Origin of the sequence: Actinoallomurus sp. CA-150999 (assembly GCF_050942425.1) — a bacterium.
Lineage (GTDB): Bacteria > Actinomycetota > Actinomycetes > Streptosporangiales > Streptosporangiaceae > Actinoallomurus.
The window spans coordinates 728,596-749,701 of the sequence record NZ_CP192063.1; the positions used below are offsets into that span (position 1 = coordinate 728,596).

18 protein-coding genes are annotated in these 21,106 nt (G+C 71.0%); 8 read left to right on the plus strand and 10 right to left on the minus strand.

Annotated elements, in window-relative coordinates:
• Positions 1 to 77 precede the first annotated feature (77 nt).
• Positions 78 to 749, plus strand: a complete 672-nt coding sequence (locus ACQP2O_RS03605; protein WP_433179835.1) for a TIGR04222 domain-containing membrane protein — start codon at positions 78 to 80, stop codon at positions 747 to 749.
• A 4-nt stretch (positions 750 to 753) separates the two neighbouring features.
• Here the strand turns inward: ACQP2O_RS03605 and ACQP2O_RS03610 are convergent, their stop codons facing one another.
• The 7 genes from ACQP2O_RS03610 to ACQP2O_RS03640 all read right to left on the minus strand — a co-directional run bounded on the left by ACQP2O_RS03610 (position 754) and on the right by ACQP2O_RS03640 (position 6,671).
• Complete coding sequence (locus tag ACQP2O_RS03610) at positions 754 to 2,151, minus strand: S41 family peptidase (RefSeq protein WP_433179837.1); 1,398 nt, start codon at positions 2,149 to 2,151, stop codon at positions 754 to 756.
• 113 nt (positions 2,152 to 2,264) lie between these two features.
• Positions 2,265 to 3,014 carry an SDR family NAD(P)-dependent oxidoreductase gene (locus ACQP2O_RS03615; RefSeq protein WP_433179839.1) on the minus strand — a complete coding sequence of 250 codons (750 nt, stop codon included), beginning with the start codon at positions 3,012 to 3,014 and terminating at the stop codon, positions 2,265 to 2,267.
• Between the two features lies 1 nt (position 3,015).
• The gene (locus tag ACQP2O_RS03620) at positions 3,016 to 3,495 is read right to left on the minus strand and encodes an SRPBCC family protein (protein ID WP_433179841.1); all 480 of its coding nucleotides are present in this window, start codon (positions 3,493 to 3,495) and stop codon (positions 3,016 to 3,018) included.
• A complete protein-coding gene (locus tag ACQP2O_RS03625; RefSeq protein WP_433179843.1) occupies positions 3,470 to 3,865 on the minus strand; it encodes an ArsR/SmtB family transcription factor in 396 nt (131 codons plus the stop codon). Before ACQP2O_RS03625 ends, ACQP2O_RS03620 begins: the two co-directional genes overlap by 26 nt.
• 77 nt (positions 3,866 to 3,942) lie before the next feature.
• Positions 3,943 to 4,941, minus strand: a complete 999-nt coding sequence (locus ACQP2O_RS03630) for a DnaJ domain-containing protein (protein WP_433179845.1) — start codon at positions 4,939 to 4,941, stop codon at positions 3,943 to 3,945.
• Positions 4,938 to 5,684, minus strand: coding sequence for a hypothetical protein (locus tag ACQP2O_RS03635; protein WP_433179847.1), 747 nt, complete (start codon positions 5,682 to 5,684; stop codon positions 4,938 to 4,940). The genes ACQP2O_RS03630 and ACQP2O_RS03635 overlap by 4 nt, the downstream gene beginning before the upstream one ends.
• Positions 5,685 to 5,858: 174 nt before the next feature.
• Positions 5,859 to 6,671 carry an SAM-dependent methyltransferase gene (locus tag ACQP2O_RS03640; protein ID WP_433179849.1) on the minus strand — a complete coding sequence of 271 codons (813 nt, stop codon included), beginning with the start codon at positions 6,669 to 6,671 and terminating at the stop codon, positions 5,859 to 5,861.
• Between the two features lie 200 nt (positions 6,672 to 6,871).
• On the opposite strand from ACQP2O_RS03640, the gene ACQP2O_RS03645 reads away from it, so the two are divergent.
• Positions 6,872 to 8,290 carry a hypothetical protein gene (locus ACQP2O_RS03645; protein WP_433179850.1) on the plus strand — a complete coding sequence of 473 codons (1,419 nt, stop codon included), beginning with the start codon at positions 6,872 to 6,874 and terminating at the stop codon, positions 8,288 to 8,290.
• Between the two features lie 118 nt (positions 8,291 to 8,408).
• On the opposite strand, the gene ACQP2O_RS03650 is transcribed toward ACQP2O_RS03645, so the two are convergent.
• Both ACQP2O_RS03650 and ACQP2O_RS03655 read right to left on the minus strand, forming a co-directional pair.
• A complete protein-coding gene (locus ACQP2O_RS03650; RefSeq protein WP_433179852.1) occupies positions 8,409 to 9,872 on the minus strand; it encodes an FG-GAP-like repeat-containing protein in 1,464 nt (487 codons plus the stop codon).
• A gap of 317 nt (positions 9,873 to 10,189) precedes the next feature.
• Positions 10,190 to 11,026: a class I SAM-dependent methyltransferase gene (locus ACQP2O_RS03655; protein ID WP_433179854.1), complete on the minus strand. Its 837-nt coding sequence runs from the start codon at positions 11,024 to 11,026 to the stop codon at positions 10,190 to 10,192.
• Positions 11,027 to 11,106: 80 nt separating this feature from the next.
• On the opposite strand from ACQP2O_RS03655, the gene ACQP2O_RS03660 reads away from it, so the two are divergent.
• The 4 genes from ACQP2O_RS03660 to ACQP2O_RS03675 all read left to right on the plus strand — a co-directional run bounded on the left by ACQP2O_RS03660 (position 11,107) and on the right by ACQP2O_RS03675 (position 16,852).
• Positions 11,107 to 11,739 carry a TetR/AcrR family transcriptional regulator gene (locus ACQP2O_RS03660; RefSeq protein ID WP_433179856.1) on the plus strand — a complete coding sequence of 211 codons (633 nt, stop codon included), beginning with the start codon at positions 11,107 to 11,109 and terminating at the stop codon, positions 11,737 to 11,739.
• A gap of 131 nt (positions 11,740 to 11,870) precedes the next feature.
• Positions 11,871 to 15,245, plus strand: a complete 3,375-nt coding sequence (locus tag ACQP2O_RS03665; protein WP_433179858.1) for a phosphodiester glycosidase family protein — start codon at positions 11,871 to 11,873, stop codon at positions 15,243 to 15,245.
• 500 nt (positions 15,246 to 15,745) lie between these two features.
• Positions 15,746 to 16,111 (plus strand): hypothetical protein, encoded by a 366-nt coding sequence (locus tag ACQP2O_RS03670; protein ID WP_433179860.1) that lies wholly within the window; start codon positions 15,746 to 15,748, stop codon positions 16,109 to 16,111.
• Positions 16,112 to 16,222: 111 nt separating this feature from the next.
• Positions 16,223 to 16,852: a GOLPH3/VPS74 family protein gene (locus ACQP2O_RS03675; protein WP_433179862.1), complete on the plus strand. Its 630-nt coding sequence runs from the start codon at positions 16,223 to 16,225 to the stop codon at positions 16,850 to 16,852.
• A gap of 402 nt (positions 16,853 to 17,254) precedes the next feature.
• Here ACQP2O_RS03675 and ACQP2O_RS03680 read toward each other — a convergent pair whose 3' ends face one another.
• The gene (locus ACQP2O_RS03680; RefSeq protein WP_433179863.1) at positions 17,255 to 18,535 is read right to left on the minus strand and encodes an ankyrin repeat domain-containing protein; all 1,281 of its coding nucleotides are present in this window, start codon (positions 18,533 to 18,535) and stop codon (positions 17,255 to 17,257) included.
• A gap of 99 nt (positions 18,536 to 18,634) precedes the next feature.
• Here ACQP2O_RS03680 and ACQP2O_RS03685 point away from each other — a divergent pair, with 99 nt between their 5' ends.
• Both ACQP2O_RS03685 and ACQP2O_RS03690 read left to right on the plus strand, forming a co-directional pair.
• A complete protein-coding gene (locus ACQP2O_RS03685; protein ID WP_433179865.1) occupies positions 18,635 to 20,143 on the plus strand; it encodes a glycoside hydrolase family 76 protein in 1,509 nt (502 codons plus the stop codon).
• Positions 20,144 to 20,401: 258 nt separating this feature from the next.
• The gene (locus tag ACQP2O_RS03690; RefSeq protein WP_433179867.1) at positions 20,402 to 21,052 is read left to right on the plus strand and encodes a choice-of-anchor C family protein; all 651 of its coding nucleotides are present in this window, start codon (positions 20,402 to 20,404) and stop codon (positions 21,050 to 21,052) included.
• Positions 21,053 to 21,106: the final 54 nt, after the last annotated feature.

Consider the following 21,106-nt stretch of genomic DNA (forward strand, 5'->3'; position numbering starts at 1 on the left):
GGTGGAACCGCGGCGCGGCGGGGGGCGTCAGATCGAATGTCGGGGGGCTCGACACGATCCCGCGTGTGAGGTGGCCCATGCCGGACCACGACCTGTCCCCGTACGAAATCGCCTATCTCTTCGGCGGAGCCGACCGCGTGGCGGTGGTCGCGCTGGTCGTCCTGCACGAGGGCGGCCGCATCCGGATCACACCCGACCGGCACCGCGTGTACGCCGAACGGCGCACCGCGCAGGACCCGATCGAGACGGTCGCGCTGGCCGTCATCCCGGACATCGGACGGGTGCTCGGCCTGACCCGGTTGTTGGTCGCCCTGTCCCCGGCCGTCGCGGAGGTCGGCTGGAGGTTGCGCGACGAGAGGCTTCTTCCCTCCTCGCGGCTCGGCGCGCTGTGGCAGTGGCGCCGGATCAGGCGCGGCCGGTCCCTGCGGCGTCGGCTGGCCGAGGCACCGCAGGGACTCGTGCGCGTCGCCGTCCAGGGAACGGCCGGGATCGCCGACGACGAGCTCCGGGAGATCTTCGAGACGCACGTGTACACGCTGCCGAAGCACTCACCGCTGACCAACCCGAAACGGGACAGGCCGGTCGACCCGCTGCATGGCCGCACCCCCATGAACCCGGCGACGTACGACTTCACGGGCGGCTTTGACGGCTCGGGCGGCTGGGACGTGGGCGGCTACGGACATGCCGGCGGCTCGGACGGGGGAGGCCACGGTCATACCGGCGGCTCGGACGGGGGCGGCGGTTGGTGAGCCGTCACCCGTGGGTCAGGAGGGCGATGGCGCGGTCGAAGGCGGAGTCGCGGCCCTTGGCGAGTTCCTCGTCGGTGAAGACCGGGGTGCGGACGTCCGGCGGGATGCCGGGGCCGTCGAAGGTCGTGCCCGCGCGGGTGAGGAACTCCTCGTCGGGCAGCCCGAAGGCCCAGCCGTTCGGGAGGTGCCGGTCGAGGATGTCGGAGAAGACGCCCTGGGTGTTCTCGCCGATCCGGACCGGCCGGGGGAGGCGGTCGATGAGGGCCTGGGTGAAGGTCTCGCCGGCGCTGACGGTGGAACCGCCGGTGAGCATCGCGACCGGTCCCCGGTAGAGCGGCGCGTGGGCGGGGCGCACCCGGATCGGCTGGGGGCGCGTGAACCCGGCCGGGTTCTCCGGGTCGTTGCGGACCCGCTTGGAGTACGCCGTGTAGGCGCGGCCGGTGAGGCGGGAGGCGATGCGCAGCCCGAGGACGTCCGACCCGCCGCCGTTGACGCGCAGGTCGATGATGAGCCCCCGGAGCCTGCCGGGGCCGGCCGTGCGGGCGGGGGTGAGGACGGCGTCGAGCGCGCGGTCCAGCTCGGCCGCGTTGGCGGCGTAGGTGTCGGCGTCGGTGTAGCCGCCGAAGCCGGAGATCCGCAGGTAGCCGAGTCGGCCGGGCAGGTCGGCGTAGGAGATCCGGCCCTTGGCGAAGTCCCGCAGCGGCGCGTCCCGCTTGGCGATGAAGGCCTTGATCTTGGCGTCGTAGTCCGGCGTGGGCATGATCGTGCCGGGCCGCAGGTGGTAGTAGGGCTTGCCCCCGGCGATGATGCCCGTGTGCGCGTCGTGCAGCGGCGTGATCATGGCGTCGAGGATCGACAGCAGGCGGTCGTCGGTGGTCCCGGCGGTCACCTGCGGGCGGTAGCGCCGCCGCACGGCGTCCCAGTCGATTCCCTTGGCGGCGAAGAACGGGTAGTTCTCGGCGAACGTCTGCCAGAACACGTCGAACGTCGTCCGCGGATCCTTCGGAACGGGCCGGCCGCACCGGGCCGGCAGCGCGGCCGTCCGGCGCAGTCCCCGGACGCCGGCCGACCCGTCGATGCTGAGGTGACCGCCTCGGCCGTCGCGCCACACGCGGATGACGTCGTCGTCCTTGTCGGTGAACGTGGCCCTGCCTCCCGGGCCGACCGGCCCGCTCTGCCGCGCGGTGAACCCGGGCAGGCAGCTCACCGCGGTCGTCTCGTATCCGCTCATCCGGCCGTGGTCGATGGACAGGACGGTGGCATACCCGTCCGTGGTCCAGACGCCGTCGACCGGCCCGGCCGTCGTCGCGGCCGTGGCCGGCGGCACGGCCGCCGCCAGCGTGAGGGCGACGGCGACGGCCGTGGCCGTGGTCCTGAGGGGGATCTTCCCGGGCTTCAGCACGGTGACGTTCCTTCGACTCGGCGATCAGGGCGCCGTCAGGTTAATGACGCGCCCTTCGCCGTTTCGTCACCCCGCAGAGCCGGATCCGGGGTCACCCTGGAGGATGACGAGGATCAGCCCGGGACCGAGCCGCACGTGATGTTGATCGCCGAGCCGGTGATCGTACGGGCCCGGTCGGAGGCGGCGAAGGCGGCGACGTTACCGACGTCCTCCAGGCTCGCCCCACGGCCGAGCATGGTCTTCCCGACGAGGTCACCGACGATCGCGTCCCGGCCCTCGAAATCCTCCGGCAGCGTCTCGGGCACCCCGCCGGTCTGCAGGGTGACGACGCGCACGCCGTACGGGCCGAGCTCGCAGGCCAGACTGAGCCGCAGGGACTCCAGCGCGCCGAACGCGACCAGCAGCCCGCCGAGGCGCGGCATCGGCGGGCCGTACCCGCCGAAGATCAGGATCGCGCCCGAGCGCTGCCGCATCATGTGACGCGCGGCGGCCCGCGCCGTCAGGAACGTCGTGCGGACCGCCGTGACGACCGGCCGCTCGAAGTCCGCCAGGGACATCTCGGCGAGCGGCGTGCCCTGGACGTCGCCGTGCGCGATGACGTTGAACGAGACGTCCAGGCCGCCGAACTTCGCCGCGACCTCATCGGCGTGCTCGTCGACCGCTCCTTCGTCGAGCGCGTCGAGCACCGCAGTCTCGGCCCGGCCGCCCGCCGCGCGGATCGGCTCGGCGACCGCCTCCAGCCTCGCCGCCGTCCGCCCGGCCAGGTGGACGCGCGCCCCCTCCCGGGCGAAGGCCCGCGCCACCGCGCCGCCGATCACCCCGCCGCCTCCGTAGATGACGGCGTTCTTCCGCTCGAGCAACATGTCAGCGGCCCTGGAGCTCGGCGAGGAGCTCCTCCAGGCGTTCGTCGGAGTCGCGGATGCCGTGCTCCGCCCCGGAGGCGATCATGCCGTCGCGGTCCTCCACCGACTGGAAGCTCGACACCGACCGCACCAGCGTCCGGCCGTCGACGTCCTCGAACGTCACCGTCTCCAGGGCGACGTGGCCGGGCACGCCCTCGTACTCGAAGGTCTGCACGATGCCGTCGATCGACGGCTCGCCGTGGAAGACGCCGTGGAACCCGTACTCGTTGCCGGCCGGGTCGATGCTGACGTAGCGCCAGCGGCCGCCGTCGCGCGGCTCGTGGTAGTCGAAGCGCATGGTCAGCTCGCGCGGACCGAGCCAGCGCACGATCAGCTCCGGGTCGGTGTACGCCCGGAACACCAGGGCGCACGGTGCCTCGAACTCTCGCGTGATGATGATCTGCGGGATGCCGGGCTCAGCGGTGATCTGCGTCTTGGCCATCGTCTTCTCCGTTCGTCGTGGTCGCGTCGGCGCGGCCGTTTCCTCCTTGGCCCTGCAGTGCCGCGAGCAGCTCGTCGAGCCGTTCGTGGCTCTCGTCCCAGAACCGCTGGTAGCGGGCCAGCCAGGTGGTCACCTCGCGGAGCGGCTCGGCCTCCAGATGGCTGAGCCGGGCCGTCGCGCGACGGGTCCGGGAGATGAGCCCGGCGGTCTCCAGCACCTTCAGGTGCCGGGAGATCGCCGGCTGGGACACGTCGAACGGCGCGGCCAGCTCGGCCACCGTCGCGTCCCCCTGGGTCAGCCGGGTCAGAATCGCGCGCCGCGTGGGATCCGCGAGCGCCGCGAACACGAGGCTGATCCGGTCGTCGGCCACTTCATAACCACCTTGTTTTAGAACGAGTAGGTTAATAATCGGTCCGCACTCCGGCTCTGTCAAGGGACCGAGGCGAGTCACTGCCGGGCGAGCACGCCGGACGCCGTGACCTTGTCGTTCTTGTCGTGGTAGACGACGTCGAGCTTGGCGCTCTTACGCCGGCCGAGACGCATGTCGCCGACGTCGCAGCCGGTCATCGACGACCCGAACACGGTCTTCACCGTCAACCGGTCGTGTTCGAAGGAGACCGGCACCGCCGTGCCGGCGCACTTGCCGTCGAGGTAGCGCACCTCGCCGTTCTTCTTGCCGGCGTGCAGCGTGACCTCGGCCTTCCAGCGCTGGTGCGTGCCGTTCTTCGTGGTGGCGTCCGTCACCGTGCCCTTCCACCGGCCCGCGAACTTCGCCGGCACGGCCACCGACGGCTGCGGCCCGCGATCGGGGAAGAACGCGGAGAGGATGAGGACCAACGCCCCGCCGAACCACACGACTCCCCAGGCCACCGAACACCCGATACCGAACCTGGACCGCCGTCGGCGCGCCGGCCGGACGAAGCGCGGACGCGGGGGAGCCGGAGGTGGCGAGGTGTCCCATGAGGGTGGGGGCGGGCCGTGGTCAGTGACACCCCATGGGGGCGGGGGTGGGTCGGGATCGGAGGTGCCCCATGGGCTCGCGGGCGGAGGCGGGCCGTGGTCGGCGGTGTCCCACGGGTCCGCGGAAGGGGGCGGACCGGCGTCGGCGTTCGCCCACGGGTCCTGGGGCGGCGGGGCGCCGGGCGTCGCATCAGCCCAGGGATCATCGATGATCTCCTCGGGTTCCGGCTCCGGTTCCGGCGGCGTCGAGCGGAAGGCGTCGTAGGCGGCGCGGCGGTGCTGCAGGACGTCGCGCGCGGCGTTCAGCAGGCGGATGCGCTCCTCGGCGGCCTTCTTCGCCCGCGCGTCCGCGACCACATCGGGATGCCCGGTCTTCGCCAGGCTGCGGTACGCGCGCCGGATCTCGTCCTGGGTCGCGTCCGGGTCGACCCCGAGCACGTCGTACGCGTCGTGCCCCGAGAGTTCGGCGAAGTCCGCGGGCCTCACTTGCCCATTCGGCGCGCCACCGAGGCCCGGTAGCACGTCAGCGACCAGTGCGCGGTCGCGTCGGAATGGCCGGCGGGGATCACCTTCGTGCCGGACGCGACGGTGACGTCCCGCGCCCCGGCCAGGCAGACCATGAACATGTTGAGCTGGTGCTCGAACCCCTCGTACGCCCAGTTGCAGCGCAGCACGCGCTGCCCCGAGGTGAACGGCGTCTGCAGCAGCTCCTGCGCGCGCGGCGGGAGGTTGCCGAGCAGCCCCCGGTCGGCGGAGTCGAGCCCGGCGATCTGCGCGGCCGTCGGCCTCGGCCCGGACCCCAGGGCGGGACCGGACCCGGGCGCGTACGGCGGCGGCCGGTGGTCCACGCGGACATGCCGCAGCGACCCGGGCTCGAACAGGAACCCGGAGATGGCGTAGACCGGGCGATGCTCGGTGTTGATCCGCGGCTCGGCGATGGTCAGGCCCCGGTCCCCGAACACCACGGCGTACGGCCGACCATCGAGGCTGGACGAGTCACGGCGGGCGAACCAGTCGATGACGCCGCCGGCGAGCTCCGTCAGGCGCTCCCGGGTGCGCCCGCCGATCATCTCCCAGCACTCCTGGCGGAGCTTCTCCCCGGAGTTCAGGCCCATCTCCCCGGCCTGATGCAGTGGAGCCGTGCCGGGCCGCGTGGGCTCCAGCCCGCCGCCGCGCCGCGTGAGCGGACGATCGTCGCCGGTCGGGACGATGGGAAACGACGAGTCCACGCGCCGAGCCTCCTGCCCCGTTCCTGCCGACGGCCGAACCCCATTATGTCGAGCCAGGCAAGCCGCTGTCCCGTCCGGAGCAGGCCATCGCGCAATCCATGGGTGCTCGCATCGACTTCCAGCACCCGGCCGCTCAGCGCCTGCGTGCGACTCCGAGCGCCCGGCGGGTTGGGCTCAGCGTTTGCGGCCCGTGGCGCAGAGCATCCAGACGGACTCGGCGTCCCGTACGGCGTCCGGGTCGTCGGGCCGCCACTTCGGCAGGTTGACCAGGCCGGGCTCGACCAGGTCGTATCCGTCGAAGAGCGTTTCGATCTCCGTGCGTGAGCGGAGGACGGCCGGGGAGGTGGCGCGCTTCTTGTAGACGTCCGCGGCCGACTCCGCGCCGTCGGTGTTGCGGTCCGGCGGCGTGATGTGGGACAGCGCCAGGTAGCTGCCCGGCACGGACACGTCCCGGAACGCCGCGACGAGTCCGTACGGGTCATCCTCGTCGGCGATGAAGTGCAGCACCGACATGAACAGGACGGCGACCGGCTCGTCGAACCGGATCAGCCGGCGCGTGTCCGGGTGGTCGAGGATCGGGCCGGGGGCGCGCATGTCGGCCTCGACCACGGCGGTGGTGCCGTCGTCGGGCAGCAGCGCCTTCGCGTGGGCGCGGACGATCGGGTCGTTGTCGACGTACACGACGCGGGAGCCGGGTGCGACGGCCTGCGCGACCTCGTGCACGTTGCCCTGGGTCGGCAGCCCGGTCCCGACGTCGATGAACTGCCGGATGCCCGCCTCGCCCGCGAGGAAGCGCACGGCCCGGCCGAGGAACGCGCGGTTCTCCCGCGCCAGCACGCGCACCTCGGGGGCGGCGGTCAGGACCTGCTCGGCGGCGTCCCGGTCGACGGCGAAATTGTCCTTGCCACCGAGGTAGTAGTCGTACATCCGGGCCGGGGTCGGCCGGTCCGTACGGAGGTCGTGAACCGGGACCTCCTCGTCGTCCATCACGGACTCCCTCGATTCCATGCACGTGCCGTCGCGGACAATGACCGCCAGTCAAGGTGCAACGAATGTGAAGATCGTTCTGTTCCCATCTTCGGCCCGGCGAGTGCTCGGCGATCACGGACGCGTCGCTTCGCCGGGACCCCTCCCGTAGACGAGGGGCGAACATCGGGTTCCCCCGTTCCGCGGTAGAGGAGACCGGGATGTCTTCCCCGACGTTCGCCGTACCGAAGCCCGAGCCGCCCGAGGCTCGGGTGCACGACCCGCTGGCCGTTGCCGTCGGCAATGCCTCCCTACTGGGCGTCGGCTATCTGATGCTGGGGCGGCGCAGGCTTGCCGTCGCCGCCGGGGTGGTCACCGTCGTCCTCTTCTCCGTACTCGTCTCGGTCGCCCGGCCGTGGTTCGAGGTCGTCATGCTCCTTTGGTGGGCGGCCGTCATCGTGCACGGATGGTTCCTGGCGGGCGGGCGTACCAACCGGGTCGCGGTGCGCAGGCAGCGCCTGGTCGCGCTCGGCGTCACGGGTTCGGTCCTGCTGGTCCTGGGGCTCCTTCGGTTCGACGCGACCGGGATCGAGCGGAGCGTCGCCGACGCCCGCGCCGACGGCGACTGTACGAAGGTGCTGACCGCCCAGCACAAGGTGTGGTTCGGCCACCGCATGGCCGACGCCCCGCTGACCGCCCGCGGCGACAAGATGGCGCAGGCGTGCCACCGGCTCCACACGGCCAGGGCCGACTTGACCGCCGGGTTGCTGACCGCTGACCCCCTTCGGCTGAAGGCGGGTTTCGGCATTCTGGCCGCGGTCCTCTCCGAGCCTGGCAACGACAGGACGGTCAGCGCGGTCCTGAACGGGTTCCTGAGCGGCCTGCCCACCAACAGCCACTGCCGGACCGCCTCGATCACCGATTGGCTCCGCCATCGGAGGCCGAGCCACAACGCGCTGGACCGGTCCGCCGACACCGCCACGCAGACCGCGCCCGCGGCGCTCGTCGCATGTGGTGACGACCTCATGGCGGCCAAGGACTGGACGAACGCACGGATGCGTTATCAGCAACTGCTCGACCAGTTCCCCGGCGACGAACGCACGGCCAAGGCCCGGGAGGGCGTCACGCAGGCCACGCTGAAGATCGAACTGGCGAACGTCCGCAGGCTTTTGGAGGGGGACACCGACGAGCAGCCCGAGTACTGCTCCAAGCCGGCGAAGTACAGCGGCGCCCCTCCGTACGGCGGGGGAACCAACCGCGCGCTGTTCTACGGCAACGACCATTACACGGACAAGCTTCCGTCGAGTTGGCGGACCACCGACCCCGCGCACGCCGTGTTGGTGGTCTGCGCGGACGACGAGGACAGCGGAAGCGCCGTGGAGACGTGCCCCTACCGGAGCAGATCCTCAGGGACCGTCAGCGACGTGACGTTCCACAAGATCGCGATTCCCGTGAAGGTCTACGAGCTGCGGACCGGAAGGCTCGTGGCCAAGCGCAAGGTGCAGATCGACGGCGAGAGCTGCCCCTCGACCATCTCGTACTCGGACTTCGGCGGCATCGACACCGGCCCGCCAGATCAGGATGTCACCCCGTCCAAGGCCGACGTGCGGGACGCCTTCAGCCCGCTGATCATCCGGTAACCGGCGGCGAGCGTCCCTGCTCGGCCACGAACCGGCGCCTTCAGGGACGGGAACGGGCGCGGCGCCTTCGCGGCGTCGCGCCCGTTCGACGTACGACCGGCTCGGCCGGCCTCGCGGATCAGCCCGCGGAGCCGTTCCAGCCTGTCGTGAGCTGCTGCCGGGCGGCGTACCCGGTCGCACGGCCCGGGTAGACGAACATGATGCCGGTGCTCGCCTCGACGCCCACCAGGTCGTTGACGCCGTCGCCGGTGATGTCCCCGGTCAGCGTCAGCGAGCGGATGCCGCCCCAGCCGGAGCCCAGCTGCTTGGCCGTCCCGAGGGAACGGGTTCCGCCCGGGTAGACCCAGAGGGTGCCGTCGGACTTGCGCACCGCGAGGAGGTCGGGCTTGTTGTCCCCGGTGATGTCGGTGACGCCGGTCAGCTTCTCCATGCCGGTCCAGCCGCTCGCCCGCAGCTGCACGCGGCCGCCCAGACCCTTCACCTTGCCTGGGTAGAGCCACAGCGCGCCGTCGCTCTTGCTCACGGCGATGAGGTCGGCCCGGCCGTCGCCGGTGAGGTCTCCCATGCCGGTGAGCTCGGTCATACCGTTCCAGCCGCTGTTGCCGATCTTGACCGGCGTACCGACGGCGTTCGTGGCGCCGGGGTAGACCCACAGGGTGCCGTCGCTCTTGCGGACGGCGACGAGGTCGGCCTTACCGTCGCCGGTGAGGTCGCCGATGCCGGTGAGCTGGGTCATGCCGTTCCAGCCGCTGCTGCCGATCAGCTTCCGCCCGGACGCGGCGAACTTCGGGCCGGGGTACAGCCACAGCTTCCCGGTCGCCTGGTCGACCGCGACGGCGTCGGCCGTGCTGTCGCCGGTCTGGTTGCCCAGCGTCGACAGGCCCACGTCGGTGCGGGCGGTGACCAGGAACATCCCACTCGGCTGCATGTCCGCGGCGAGGCTCTTCGCCGAGAGGGTGTGCGTCCCGCCGGTGGACTTCCACGGGTCGAAGACGGTGATCGTCCCGGCGGTGCGGTTGTAGCCGTACGCGACGATGGCGTGCCCGACCTTGCTGCCGCTCATCTTGGAGTTCCACGGCAGCTTCTCCATCCACACCCCGAGGACGGGGGCCCGCTTGAGCACGCCGACGTCGTAGGACACCTTCGCCATCAGGCTGGAGGCGGTGGAGGCGTCCGCGAAGCCGTACGAGTAGCCGAGCGGGTCGGCATAGGAGTTGAGCACCGGCCGCGCCTGGGCGCCCGTCGTGCCCTTGGTGGGGCTGGTGCCCATCTTCTTGGCCAGGGTCTCCTGGCTCACGCTGACACCGAACGTCGACAGGCTCATCGACGACGACGTCGGCACACAGTTCATGTTGGTCTTCTGGTACTGCCCCTTCAGGGACAGCTTCGCCGAGGCCGGAGCGGCGGCCGCCGCCGTCGCGGTGACCTGCGGCGCCATCGCCCGCGCGCCCGGCTTGGCGACGAGGTTCGCGCCCGGCGGAGGCTTCGGCGCGGCGTTCGCCACGTCCGTCAGTCCTCCGCCCGCCAGGATGAGGGCCGCCACCGAGCCCACCGGAAGCACCCGCCGGCGATAAGACCTCATGCAATCTCCTCACTTCACTGCCGGTTCGCCGCGTCCGGTGCGGAGGCGCCGCGACCGCAGAGGGGTCGGGGCCGCGCCGGTCGCGGCTGAGCCGGTCGGATACCGGCCGGGGTCTTGGACGGCGCCGCGCCGGGTACGGATCCACGGAATTCGGGGGAAGGGCGGCGCGCCACGGACAGGCCGGACGTCGAACGCCGGTCACTTCAAAACCGGGCGGACCTCTATAGATCGCCCGGAGGACCGGCAACCGGATCGTACCGGACATCGATCTTGTGTGGTGGGAAGGGCGGCAGACGGGGGAGTGTCATGCCGGATGCTCAGGGGCGGACGGCGCTCACCAGCCAGACGGCACCGGGGATGCGGATGCCCTCCGCCGTCGCGTACGCCGAGAGCCCGGCCCGCAGTTCTTCGCGCGTCCTTTCGACGACGGCCGGCTCGACCCCTTCCAGGTTGAAGCGGACCGGTCCCTGGCCGAGGATGAACTCCGCCGCGTCGGTGGCGTCGCTGCCGTAGTCCATCGGCGCCTCGACCCCCGTGACGCTCACGTCCGCGAATCCGGCCGCACCGAGCACCTCGTGGATGCGGGCCGGATCCACCAGGGAGCCCATCCCCCGCGCGGCGGGCGATGGACCGCGCATCAGCGGCCTCAGCGCCGCGGTGGCACGGGCGTAGGCGCTGTCGGGGGTGCCGCCCTGCGGACCCACGAACACGAGCCGCCCGCCCGGCCGAAGCCCTCGCCGGATGTTGGCGAACGCGGCGACCAGGTCGTCGAAGAACATCACCCCGCCGCGGCTGATCGCGGCGTCGAAGCCGCCGTCGGGGAAGTGATGGACCTGGGCGTCCCCCAGCTCGAACCGGACGTTGGTGATGCCCTGCTCCGCCGCGTCGGCCCGGGCGCGTTCCAGCATCGGCGCCGAGATGTCGACGCCGACGACGTGCCCACGGGACGCGCGGCGCGCCGCCACGAGCGTGATCTGGCCGGTACCGCAGCCGATGTCGAGGACGCGGTCGTCCTCGTCGATCGCGGCGGCTCGGAACAGCGCGTCGTTGAAGGCGGCGACCATCGCGTCGTAACGGGTGGCGTTCCGCGCCCAGTTGGCGCCTTCCCAGCCGTTCCACGCTTCCGCTTGCCGGGTGTTGGCCATGGCCTGCATGGGGTTTCCTCCTGTGCCGTCGGTGATGCACGTAACTAGAGCTGAACTCTAGAGTTGATATCTAGAGGTAAGCTATAGCCATGAGTCAGGTCAAGGGCGAGGACAAGCGGGCGCGGAAGGCCAAGGAGACGCGGGGGCGCATGCTGGAGGCCGCACGCGAGCTGTTCGTCCAGCGCGGATACGGCGCGACGTCGCTCCAGGAGATCGCCGACCGGGCCGGCGTCGCCGTGCAGACGATCTACTTCACGTTCGGCAACAAGCGCGTGCTGCTCAAAGAGCTGGTCGACGTGTCGATCGCGGGTGACCATGAGCCGATCGCGACGATGGACCGTCCGTGGTTCCAGGAGGCCCTCGCCGCCGAGACCGCCGACGCCCAGCTACGGCTTCATGTCCACGGCACGCGCGGAATTCTGGAGCGAGTGGCTCCGATCATCGAGATGCTGCGTGCTGCCACCTTGGCCGATCCGGGGATCGCCGAGCTATGGGACCAGGACGTCGACCCGAGATCGACCGTCCACACGGCGGTGGCCCGGGCACTGGTGACGAAACCGGGGATCCGTGACGGGGTCACGGCGGAGTACGCCGCCGACCTCCTGTTCGGTCTGCTCAGCCCGGAGCTCTATCTTCTGTTCGTCCGTGATCGAGGCTGGTCGCCCGACCAGTGGGAGCACTGGTCGCATGAGACCCTGAGTTGGCGGCTCGGCGCCAGGTGAGACGGTCCGCGGCTCGTCGCTTCCCGTGACACGGAAGATGTTCATCTGGGCGACTACGATCGGACAAGATCAGGGTTAGTGATCACCCGGTCGGCGCGCTAGCCTCCTGCGGCACCCCCACGGAGGACTCGATGCGCGTTCGATCCCTGCTGACCGCGGGCGCCCTCGCCTTGGGCGTTCTCGGCGCACCCGCTTGGAGCGTTCCGGCGCGGGCGGAGCAGCCGCCGCCCGTCCCGGCCCCCTCCTACCAGACCGCCGTGCCCGGCGAGTCGATCGAGGCCGACCGGGTCGACCAGCCGGTCGCCCCGGGGATCGTCCGCACCACCTTCGACACCTTCGGCCGTACCGGCTGGACGCGCGCCCACGTGCTCAGCGCCGACCTGCGGAACCACTCGGTCGGCGTCGACCTGGTCGGCCGCAAGATCAGCGAGGCCCGGCCGCTCGGGCAGGCCGCCGACGAGCAGCGCGCGGTCGCCGCCGTCAACGGCGACTACTTCGACATCACCGAGACCAACGCCGCCATCGGCCCCGAGATCCAGGGCGGCACCCTCCGCAAGGGCACGAACCAGCCGTCGACCGTCGCCGCGATCGGCACCGACGGCCTCGCCCGCCTCGCCGACCTGGCCATCCAGGGCACGGCCACCGTCGCCGGCGTCGAACGACCCCTCGCCGCGCTCAACTCCGCGAGCGCGCCCGCCGACGGCATCGACGCCTTCACCCCGCAGTGGGGGCCGGGCCTGCGCACCCTCATCCGCGACCCGGGCCCGTACACCGAGCTCATCGTCGCGGGCGGCAAGGTGACCGCGGTCAACGACCACCTCACCACGACGCCCGTCCCCGACGACGGCCTCGTGCTCCTCGGGCGCGGCGCCGCCGCCGGGCAGCTCGCCGCCGCCAAGCCGGGCGACGCGGCGGCGATCTCGTTCGCCCCGAACACGAAGCTGAAGATGGCGCTGGGCAGCGGCGCGGTGCTCGTCCGCGACGGCAAGGCGATCGACTTCCCGCCGAGCACCGGCAACGACGCGCTCAAGCCCCGCACCGCCATCGGCTGGAGCGACGGCGGCCGCCGGCTCCTCCTCGTCGCCATCGACGGGTCGTCGAGCTTCTCCAGCGGGCTGAGCTTCGACGACACGGCCCGGCTGATGGCCCGCCTCGGCGCCGGCGACGCGTACATGCTCGACGGCGGCGGCTCCACCGAGGCCGTCGCCCGCCGCCCCGGCGACGCGGGCGTCAGCGTCGTGGGCACCCCCTCCGACGGCAGCGAGCGGCCCGTGCCGAACGGCGTCGGCCTGTTCAGCCGCAAGGGCTCCGGCACGCTGCAAGGGCTGGACGTACGGCCGCGCGCCGACCGCGTCTTCCCCGGCCTGACCCGCGACGTCACGGCCGCCGGGTACGACGAGACGTACGCGGCCGTGCCGATCGGCGGGCGCCACGTCTCCTGGAGCGCCGGGCGGCTCGGCCGGGTGAGCGGCGGCGTCTTCCACGCCTCCGCCCCGGGCTCCGGCCGGCTGCGGGCCTTCGCCGGGTCCGCGCGCGGCGAGCACGACCTGCGCGTCCTCGGCCCGCTGCACCGGCTCGCCTTCACCCGCCGCGCCGCCACCCTGACGCCCGGCACGCCGATGGACCTCGGGCTCACCGGGTACGACGCCGACGGCTTCAGCGCGCCCGTCGCCCCACGCGACGTCACCCTCGGCTACGACCACAACGCGATCGACGTCACCGTCGAACCCGACGGCAACCTGAAGCTCACCGGCAAGCCCGGCGCGAACGGCACCGGCACGACCCTGACCGCGACCGTCCGCGGCGTCACCGCGAAACTCCCCGTGTCGGTCGGCCTCGTCGACAAGTCCATGGCGGAGTTCGAGCCGGACGAGAAGTGGAGCGCGTCGGCCGCCCGGGGCACCGCCAAGGTCGACACCGTGGAGGCCGCCGACCGCCCCGGCGCGCCCGCCGGCAACCACGCGCTGCGCCTCACGTACGACTTCACCGGCCAGCCCAGCACCTCCGCGGGCTACGCCGTCGTCCAGCCGACCCCGCTCACCCTGCCGAGCGGCGCGAGCGGCCTCGCCCTGTGGGTGAAGGGCGACGGCAAGGAGCACTGGCTGCGCGCGACCCTCCGCTCCCAAGGCACCACCAACGTGCCGTTCACCTTCGCGCTCAGCGTCGACTGGACCGGCTGGCGGCGCGTCAGCGGCACCCTGCCCGCCGGGTTCGCCACGCCGATCACACTGTCGAACATCTACGTCGTCGAGACCGCGCAGGACAAGAAGGACGCCGGGGAGCTGGAGTTCGACGCCCTCGCCGCCCAGGTCGGCCAGCAGCCCGACGACCGCGAGGCGCCCATTCCCGACCCGTACGTCCTGCAGCAACGCGGTGTCGGCGCCGATCGCTGGACGTACGCCGTCATGTCCGACCTGCACGTCAGTGCCGCCCTGGGCGCCGGCTCCTTCCCCGCCAAGCAGGCGGCCGCCGCCCTCGACCAGGCCGTCGCCGCCCGGCCCGACTTCATCCTCGTCAACGGCGACTTCGTCGACAGCGACAGCCCGGCGGACTTCGCGTTCGCTCAGCAGTTGCTGAAGGACCACGTCCCGTCGACGCTGCCGGTGTACTGGGTGCCGGGCAACCACGAGGCCGGCCTGGGCTCGGGCGGGCTCGACAACTTCGTCAGCGCGACCGGCCGCAAGACCCGGCAGGTGTTCGACCACAAGGGCACGCGGTTCATCCTGCTCGACTCCCACACCGGCAGCCTGCGCACCTCCGACTGGGACCAGATCCCGGCGCTCCAGGACGAGCTGAACAAGGCCGCCACGGACCGCTCCGTCACGGGCGTCGTGGTGCTCTTCCACCACCCGCCGCACGACCCGTCCGGCGCCGGGGACTCCCAGCTCACCGACCAGCTCGAGGCGGGCCTCGTCGAACGCTGGCTGGCGACGTTCAGGGAGGAGTCCGGCAAGCCGGTCGCGCTGTTCAACGGCCACGCCCACACCGCCGCCGTCACCCGCACGGACGGCGTGCTCGAGGTGAACACCCCGGCCGTCGGCAAGACCCCGTACAGCTCGCCGGACCAGGGCGGCTTCTTCGGCTGGATGCGCGTCGGCGTCGACCCGCACCCCGCACGTGTACGGGCCGGTCTGCCGAATCCCGGCACGCGCGGCTGGCTGGAGGCCGAGAGCCGCCCGCTCATCGACGGCATCGAACTGTCGGCGCCCGAGCACGTGCCCGCCGGCGGATCCGGGCAGGTCGCCGCGACCGGCGTGACGAGCGGCTTCGGGCTGAAGTTCCCGCTCCGCTACCCGGCCAGCGTGACGTGGAGCGGCGGCCCGGGCCTGGTGGTGACCTCGTCCCCGGACGAGGCCAAGGCCGCCCGCCACCGCCGCGACGTCCTGGCCATCCTCGACCCGGCCACCGGCACCCTGAGCGCCGTACGCCCGGGTACGGTGACGGTCACGGTCACCTCCGGCCCCCAGACCAAGTCCGCCACAGTGACCATCGACCCGAGCACCTGACCGCGCTCGGCGTCGGCCGACGGATCGGCGACCGTACGCCGGCCGTCGGCACGGGCGGCCCCGAAGCGCCTGCCTCCGTACTGTGGCGTACGGTACGCTCGCCGAGGACGTCGTCGACCGTCCGCCCCTGAACCGGCCCCTGCTCAGAGCCTGAATTTGGCAGCGTCCTGCAGATCGGCCGGTGTCGACACGAAGCGAGAGACAGACGAAATCGGATATCCGAAATATTACCTGACGGGTGCGACCGTAATCGGCAGATCGCTGGGTGGGGGTTCGTTATGGAGTTCGGCCCGGGTATGAACGCCTGCCCGGTCTGCGGAATGGTGGACCAGACCCAGCCGGTCCAGGGCATCATCACTTCTCAGACGTCGTATTCCCGCGCGTACAGCAGCTCGGGCCACCGCGCGTACGGCTCATCGAGCACGCCTCTCGCCCAACTGCTGAGCCTTCCGCAGCCACGGTCCCCGGGGTGCCTCCTCGGTGCGGGACTCATCGTCTCGGTGATCGGTGTCCCGCTGGCGGCGATGTTCGTGCTGTTCGCGTTGCACGCGCGCCATGACGATCCGGGACACCCCTCGGTTGGGATGTCGATCGCGGCGGCCATGTTCCTGACGGTCGCGCTGTGGCTCCCGGGACCCATCTGCCTCATCATCGGGCTCTCCCGCCAACGCGGATTGCGTCGTGGAGCGCCGCTTCGGGAAAAAGCGTGGCAGGTGTCGGCGGCCGCCCGTTACTGCTTCCGCGATCACGTGGTGTATCTGCCGGACGGTGCGCACGCTCCAGCGGAGTTCGCCCGGTCGTTGTTCTTCGACATCGCACAGCGCGCTCTCGACCAGCCGAGCGCGCCACCGCAACTCAGGCGGTGAGACCGGGCTCGTCGCGCAGCGGGATTCCCCTCTTCCGACCTTGATCGATTACCGGATAGGGTCATCCGATCACGAAGGGAAGCCGACGCGGCGTCACCGAAGGAGTCAAGAGTGGGCCACCTTCCACGGCCGTTGCCGCAGCGCCTCTTCCTGCTGGCCTACAGCCTGGACAAAGAACGGCTCACGTCGCGTTCGCAGCTCGGAGCCGTACTGCGCGCCGCTGCCCTCGCCGACCTGCTTCTCGACGGCCACATCACGGAGGAGGATGGCAGGCCGAAGGCGGTCGGCCGCGGGCCGGCCGGCGACCCGTTCCTCGACACGGTGCTCGACCAGATCACGGCGGTCGACGGGCCGAAGTCATGGCAGCACTGGATGCGAAAGACCGAGCGGAAGGCGATGCCGGCCGTCGCCGAGCAGCTTCGGGACGCGGGTCTGGTCACCGCCGAACCGCGGCGGTTGATCCCGGGCGACCGGTTCGAGCTACGAGACCGGCAGGTGCTCACGGAGTATCTGGCCACCGTGCAGGCCGCCCTGCGGCAACCGGCCTACCAGGCGGATCCGCGTGACACCGCCGCCCTCGCGCTGTCGATAGCGGGCGACTTCACGACGGTGGCGGGTCTGCGCGAGCGGCGGCGGCACAAGCCCCGCGTACGCGAGCTCATCGCCGAACCCGTCCCGCGGAACCTGCGCAGGATCATCATGGCGCGACGGATCGCGGCAGGCGCGGCCGGAGGCAGCTGATCGATGCCGCCGTCTCAGATGTCCTCCGAGACATGCTCGATGCAGAGCGCATCCCCATTTGCGATGGTGATGGCAAACTTCGCCCGCTCAGGCCTGCGGATGCGGATCTCCGTCTTGACGCCCGGCAGGGGAAGCCCCTCCCGGAGGCACTGGGCGCAAAAGAGGTGCATCGTGTTCCCTCCGTCGTGATCTCGGGTCGGGAGGTTAGCGCCCGGAGCACCTCGTCGTCAGGCCGAGTGGATACCAGCAGGCTCTGCGGCGACTCAGGTGCGAGCGGCAGCCGGTCACACCCGACCGGTATCGGTACGCCGTCGAGGCGCTTGAGCGCATCTGTCGCGCCGCCGCGGCGACCGGCAATCCGGCTGCCTGGACCTGAGGAGCCTTGATCAGATCACCGTGGCGTCATGAGTCCGATCGGGAGTGGAGGGCGCGGAGGCGTTCCACGACCGGCTCGTAATTGGGGAGCTTGCCGTTGGCGAGCCAGCGTTCGGCGAGGTCGAGGGCGGTGCGGCCGTCGCTGTCAGGGATGTCGCGGGCGCCGTGGCGGAGGATCTCGTCGACGAAGGCGACGAGGGTCTCGCTGGACACCTCGCGCTCGTAGTACCCGTAGAAGCCGAGCAGGGCGTGCAGGGCGCCGTCAGCGCTCGCCCCCGAGTCGAGCAGGAACCTCACCTCGTTCAGCCGGGTCTCCATGCTCGCGGTGGAGTAGTAGGGCAGGCTTCTCAGGAGCTCGGCGAGCGGAGAGCTCGCGAGGTGGGCGGCGTGGGCGCCGCGGTCGGTCAGGAAGCGGATCGTCTCCTCCGGGTAGGGGCGCGTCGCGATCGCGAGGTCGAGCAGCGTCGCACCCGTCAGGTCGCCCGCGTTCACCGGCGCCCCGGCCTCGACCAGCGTGCGGAGGATGCGCCGGTGGTCGGCGTCCTCGATACGCCCGGTGGCCGCTTTGACGGTCTCGCCGCCGACGAGAGCGGCGAAGTGCGGGGCGTTGCCGAATCCGGCCTGCAGGGCGGGGTCGGCCCCGGCCGCGAGCAGCGCTGCGACGGCGTCGGGACGGCGGCGCGCGACCGCGTGGTGGAGGGGGGACATACCGCGATCGTCGAGCGCGTTGACGTCCGCGCCGTCGGCGAGGGCGGCCGCGACGGCCGACGCGTCGTCCGCCTCCATAAGGGACCGGTCGGCGGGCGACGGCGAACCGGTCGGCTGGAGTTCGAGGACGGCGTAGGCCTCCTCCTGGTGCGGCGGGGCGGCGCTGGCGAGGAACACGAAGCGGGCGCCGGGGAAGAGGACAGGCGCCTTGCCGAGGTAATGATCGTTCCAGTGGTCGTCGGTCACGATGTCCATCGGCCCCATGTAGCCGAGCGCGGTGATGGCGAGCAGGCGTCGTCCCGCCGTCCGAATCCCGTCCAGTTCCTCCTCGTCTTCGTACTCGTCGAGGATCTCCTCGGTCGTGTCCTCGCCGAAGTCGCAGAACACGTTCGCCACATGGTCGAGCGCGTCGTACACCGACGAGGCCTCGCCGACCACCTCGGCGTGGAGCGGGTCGTCGTCATCGTCGAACTCATCGTCCAGCTCCGGCGAGGCCTCCTCGTCGTACAGAACGGCCGCGTAGCGCCCGTCGCAGAGCTCGGGCCGGAGCCGTTCGGAGTCGGCCTCGATCAGGCAGCGCAGCATCTCGTCGATGTCCATGGCGCCGAAGTGTGGCAGCCACCACCGACGCTCCACAGCGAAAGATCAACAGTCAATTTGACCATTGACGTGACCACAGGTGCGGATCAATAGTCGTTCATGTCGATCCCCCGCCCCGCTCCCGGTCCACGGAGTCCCGCCCGACCATCGATCCGCCACTTCGTCCGCCTGCTGGCGACCGCGTCACTCGTCGCCACGGCCATCCCCGCACTGGCCGGGACGAGCGTGGCCGCCGCGTCCATCTGCGACAAGTACTGCGACGGCCGCGACCCCGCCCAGTCCGCCGGCGACCGCGCTCCCGTCCAGGCCACCATCTACTCGCGGCAGATCGTCCTGCACCTCGACGACGACGCCGACGACATGGCCTGGGGCAGCATCGACAACGGCAACCCGGCCGACGAGGTGTGGCTGGACCGTTCGTTCGACGGCGGCCGGAGCTGGAGCCAGGGCAGCAAACTCGGCGACACGACCGTCCCCAGCGGCCAGCGCGGCTGGCGCACGCTCATGTACAACGTCGACGACTGGAACAACCGGGGCGTCGGCGCGGTACGCGCCTGCGGCAAGGCCGGCGACCGCGCCGAGGTCGCCTGCACCCCGTGGGCGCGTACGACCTGGAACGCCGGGAGCCGGTCGACCGCCGCGGCCACCGCGCTGATGATGTACTACGACAACGGCACCGGGCTGTGGACCACCACCAACTGGTGGAACTCCGCGAACGCGCTGACCGCGATCATCGACAACGTTCGGATCGCCGGAATGGGCAGCTACCAGTACGCGATCGCCGCCACGTACGACGCCAACCGCTCCGCGCAGGGCGGGAACTTCCGCAACGACTACCTCGACGACACCGGCTGGTGGGGCCTGGTCTGGGTGGACGCCTACGACCTGACCGGCGACAGCCGCTACCTGGACACCGCCCGCGCCGACGCGGACTGGATGACCTCCTACACCGACAGCACGTGCGGGGGCGGCGTCTGGTGGCGCACCCAGAAGGACTACAAGAACGCCATCGCCAACGAGCTGTACCTCCAGCTGACCGCCGCCCTGCACAACCGCATCCCCGGCGACACCGCGTACCTGAACCACGCGAAGCAGGAGTGGTCCTGGTTCAAGGCCTCCGGGATGATCAACTCCGCGAACCTGATCAACGACGGTCTCACCCTGTCGACCTGCAAGAACAACGGGCAGCCCGTCTACTCCTACAACCAGGGCGTCATCCTCAACGGCCTGGCCGAGCTGTACCGCGCCACCGGCGACTCCGGCCTGCTCACCGACGCGCGGCGGCTCGCCGACGCCTCCACGACCAACACGGCCCTCAACCCGAACGGGATCCTCGCCGACCCGGGTGAACCCCAGTCGAACGGCGGCGGCGACGGCCCGTCGTTCAAGGGCGTGTACGCGCGCGGGCTCGCCGTGCTCAACAAGGCCCTCGGCGACCACCCCTACACCGCCTACCTGAACCGGCAGGCGGACTCTGCTTACGCCCACGACCGGAACGCCCTCGACCAGTACGGCTACCACTGGGCGGGCCCGCTGGACTCGACGGACGCCGCCCGGCAGCAGAGCGCCCTGGACCTGATGAACGCCGCCGCTGCGAGCGGCGCGTGATCAGAATTCATTCGAATACTGGAAAATCACCTGAAGGAGGATGGGGAGCCTCGATATAGAAATTAAAAGCAATATTCGGCCGATCGATGCGGTGGCGATAAACGTGCGTGTCCTTTCTGGACGCGACGTCTATTCAATGATTCCTTTGGGACCGCTCGCTCATTACGAACGGTTGACGTCCGGTGTCGTGATGCGAGTCGGCGAATGGGTGCTGATCGCTCATTCGGTGCACATGGATCGCACGAACGAAGGAGAATCATGGCTATCGACGCAACCCCGGCCGACCGGTTCGCCTCCGACGCGCCGCGGCCTCGCGGTGGCCGGCCCACCGCGTGGCGGCGGCTCCGCGTGGGCGCCGGCCTGGCCGGCGCGCTGGCCGGGTCGGTCGCCTTCGCGGCCGCTCCGGCCAATGCGACATCCGGGCTGGCGGACGGCAGCTTCGAGTCCCCCGTGGTAAGGCCGGGCACCTTCCAGGACTTCGCCGCGGGACAGTTCATCGGACCATGGAGGGTGACCAACGGGAGCGTCGACCTGATCGGCGCCGGCTTCTGGCAGGCCGCGGACGGACGCCAGTCACTCGACCTGAGCGGCGGGTCCGCCGGCGGGGTGACCCAGACCTTCTCGACACGTCCGGGCGTCGTATACGAAGTGATCTACGCGCTGGCCGGAAATCCGGATGGGCCGCCGGCCGTGAAGACCGGACAGGTCTTCATCAACGGCGGCCTCGCGCAGAACTTCTCCTTCGACGTCACCGGTCACACCCGCGCCAATATGGGATATGTGACAAGGGCGGTCAGGTTCCGGGCGACCGGGGTCTCCACCACCGTCCAGTTCTCGAGTACGACGAACACGGCCTTCGGCCCGGTCATTGACGATGTGGCGGTCGACCGCTGCGGTTGCGGCGTGTAGGAAGCCATAGCCTCCGGGCATCGCCGGGCGCGAACAGCCGCCTGGCGATGCCCG

Excerpts from the sequence above, each read along its gene's own strand:
- ACQP2O_RS03605 (WP_433179835.1), top strand. The coding sequence starts at position 78 with ATGCCGGACCACGACCTGTCCCCGTACGAAATCGCCTATCTCTTCGGC.
- ACQP2O_RS03615 (WP_433179839.1), bottom strand. The coding sequence starts at position 3,014 with ATGTTGCTCGAGCGGAAGAACGCCGTCATCTACGGAGGCGGCGGGGTG.
- ACQP2O_RS03620 (WP_433179841.1), bottom strand. The coding sequence starts at position 3,495 with ATGGCCAAGACGCAGATCACCGCTGAGCCCGGCATCCCGCAGATCATC.
- ACQP2O_RS03640 (WP_433179849.1), bottom strand. The coding sequence starts at position 6,671 with ATGGACGACGAGGAGGTCCCGGTTCACGACCTCCGTACGGACCGGCCG.
- ACQP2O_RS03645 (WP_433179850.1), top strand. The coding sequence starts at position 6,872 with ATGTCTTCCCCGACGTTCGCCGTACCGAAGCCCGAGCCGCCCGAGGCT.
- ACQP2O_RS03650 (WP_433179852.1), bottom strand. The coding sequence starts at position 9,872 with ATGAGGTCTTATCGCCGGCGGGTGCTTCCGGTGGGCTCGGTGGCGGCC.
- ACQP2O_RS03655 (WP_433179854.1), bottom strand. The coding sequence starts at position 11,026 with ATGCAGGCCATGGCCAACACCCGGCAAGCGGAAGCGTGGAACGGCTGG.
- ACQP2O_RS03660 (WP_433179856.1), top strand. The coding sequence starts at position 11,107 with ATGAGTCAGGTCAAGGGCGAGGACAAGCGGGCGCGGAAGGCCAAGGAG.
- ACQP2O_RS03665 (WP_433179858.1), top strand. The coding sequence starts at position 11,871 with ATGCGCGTTCGATCCCTGCTGACCGCGGGCGCCCTCGCCTTGGGCGTT.
- ACQP2O_RS03680 (WP_433179863.1), bottom strand. The coding sequence starts at position 18,535 with ATGGACATCGACGAGATGCTGCGCTGCCTGATCGAGGCCGACTCCGAA.
- ACQP2O_RS03685 (WP_433179865.1), top strand. The coding sequence starts at position 18,635 with ATGTCGATCCCCCGCCCCGCTCCCGGTCCACGGAGTCCCGCCCGACCA.
- ACQP2O_RS03690 (WP_433179867.1), top strand. The coding sequence starts at position 20,402 with ATGGCTATCGACGCAACCCCGGCCGACCGGTTCGCCTCCGACGCGCCG.